This window comes from Pseudoxanthobacter sp. (genome assembly GCF_036822375.1).
Taxonomy (GTDB): Bacteria; Pseudomonadota; Alphaproteobacteria; order Rhizobiales; family Segnochrobactraceae; genus Pseudoxanthobacter.
In genome coordinates this window covers 1-2,303 of the sequence record NZ_DAISHT010000076.1, presented here as the reverse complement: position 1 = coordinate 2,303, position 2,303 = coordinate 1, and the positions used below count along the sequence as shown (strand labels likewise).

3 protein-coding genes are annotated in these 2,303 nt (G+C 68.3%); all 3 read left to right on the top strand.

What is annotated here, in order from left to right:
* The first annotated feature begins 57 nt into the window (after positions 1-57).
* Positions 58-771, top strand: a complete 714-nt coding sequence (locus tag V7067_RS09220; protein ID WP_334175603.1) for a metal-dependent hydrolase — start codon at positions 58-60, stop codon at positions 769-771.
* A 172-nt stretch (positions 772-943) separates the two neighbouring features.
* Positions 944-1,231 carry an Asp-tRNA(Asn)/Glu-tRNA(Gln) amidotransferase subunit GatC gene (gatC, locus tag V7067_RS09215; RefSeq protein ID WP_334175602.1) on the top strand — a complete coding sequence of 96 codons (288 nt, stop codon included), beginning with the start codon at positions 944-946 and terminating at the stop codon, positions 1,229-1,231.
* A gap of 53 nt (positions 1,232-1,284) precedes the next feature.
* Positions 1,285-2,303, top strand: a 1,019-nt coding sequence (locus V7067_RS09210; protein WP_334175601.1) for an amidase family protein, incomplete at its 3' end; no start/stop codon positions are given.

The window sequence follows — 2,303 nt, the reverse complement described above, 5'->3', positions numbered from 1 at the left end:
CTGGCCTGCCGGCCTCCGGCCGCGCCATTGCGAACAGACAAGCACAGGAGAACGCACATGCACCTCACTTGGTACGGACACAGCGCCTTCCGGGTCGATCTGCCGGGAGCCTCCGTGCTGATCGATCCGTTCTTCACCGGCAATCCGGCCTTCACCGGTTCCGTCGCGAAGGCTGCGGAAGGCATCACGCACATCGTGCTCACCCACGGCCATGCCGATCACATCGGCGACACCGTGGCACTGGCGGCGCAGACCGGCGCCACCGTCGTCGCCAACCCGGAAATCTGCAGCTGGCTCGGCTCGAAGGGCGTCACGAAGCTCGACATGGGCAACACCGGCGGCACGGTGCCGCTCGGGGCGTTTTCCGTCACCTTCGTGCAGGCGCTGCACTCGTCCGCCTATGTGGAGGAAGACGGCCGCATCGTCTATCTCGGCAATCCGCTGGGCGTGGTGCTGAAGGCGCCGGGCGAACCGACGCTCTATCACATGGGCGATACCGACCTGTTCTCCGACATGCACCTGATCGACGAGTTCCATAAGCCGGATATCGGCCTCGTGCCGATCGGCGACCGCTTCACCATGAGCGCCGCCACCGCCGCCTATGCCTGCCAGCGCTTTTTCAAGTTCCGTCTGGTGGTGCCGTGCCACTACGCCACCTTCCCGATTCTGGCGCCCTCGGCCGATCCGTTCGTCTCGGCCATGGCCGGTTCGCGCACCGTGGTGCATGTGGCGGAGAAGAACGAGGCCTTCGCGGCCGCCGATTTCGTCTGAATGGCGGGGCCGGGCCGAGAAAGCGGCGCGGCCCTGTTGTTTCGCCGGAAAGGGCGGTGCTATCAGGGGGCAGCCGCCGCGGACACGGGTTCGCGGCGATGCCCTTTGTTGTTTCTGCCCGTCTCACGGCCGCCGGCCGCGGGGCGCGCATGCAAGCCGGAGTCGTCATCCCATGTCGGTCGATGCCCGCACCGTTGCCAAAGTCGCCCATCTGGCCCGGATCGCCGTCACGCCTGAGGAAGCCGAACGCCTCGAAGGCGAGCTCAATTCCATCTTCGGGCTGGTCGACGAACTGGCGAAGGTGGATGTCTCCGGCGTGGAGCCGATGACCTCGGCCGTTTCGGCGGGCCTGCGCATGCGCGTCGATGTCATCACCGACGGCGGCATTGCCGACAAGGTGCTCGCCAACGCGCCGCTTTCCGAAGACGGCTATTTCCTGGTGCCGAAGGTCGTGGAGTGAGCGGCGCTGCCGCGCCTGACCGTTTCCGCTGCCTGCTGCCGGACTGAACACCCATGACCGAACTGACCGAACTTTCCATCGCCGCCCTGACCGAAGGGCTGAAGGCCCGCCGGTTTTCCGCCACCGAGGTGGCGCAGGCCCACATCGCCGCCGTCGAGACCGCCCGCCCGCTCAATGCCTATGTGCTGGAGACGCCGGAGAAGGCGCTGCAGATGGCGGCGGCCAGCGATGCCCGCCTTGCGCGCGGCGAGGCCGGCCTGCTGGAGGGCATTCCCCTCGGCGTGAAGGACATGTTCGCCACCGAGGGCGTGCGCACCACGGCCTGCTCGAACATTCTCGCCAATTTCGTGCCGCCCTACGAATCCACCGTCACCGCCCGGCTCTGGGCGGAAGGCGCGGTGATGCTGGGCAAGCTCAACTGCGACGAGTTCGCCATGGGCTCGTCCAACGAAAGCTCGGCTTTCGGTCCGGTCGTCAGCCCCTGGCGGCGCACCGGCGATGCGACGCCGCTGGTGCCGGGCGGCTCCTCCGGCGGCTCGGCCGCCGCCGTTGCGGCGCGGCTGTGCGCGGCGGCCACCGCCACCGATACCGGCGGCTCCATCCGCCAGCCGGCAGCGCTGACCGGCACGGTCGGCATCAAGCCGACCTACGGCCGCTGCTCGCGCTGGGGCATCGTCGCCTATGCCTCCTCGCTCGATCAGGCCGGCGCCATCGCCCGCGACGTGCGCGACGCGGCGGTGATGCTGAGGGCCATGGCCGGGTTCGACGAGAAGGACTCCACCTCTGCCGATCTCGCCGTGCCGGATTACGAGAAGGCCGTGGGGGCCAGTCTGAAGGGCCTGCGGATCGGCATTCCGAAGGAATACCGCGTCGAGGGCATGTCGGAAGAAATCGCCGCCCTGTGGGATAAGGGCGCGGCGTGGCTGAAGGATGCCGGCTGCGAGATCGTCGAGATTTCGCTGCCCCACACCCGGGCCGCGCTGCCGGCCTATTACATCGTCGCCCCGGCGGAGGCCTCCTCCAACCTCGCCCGCTATGACGGCGTGCGCTATGGCGTGCGCGTCGACGGCGA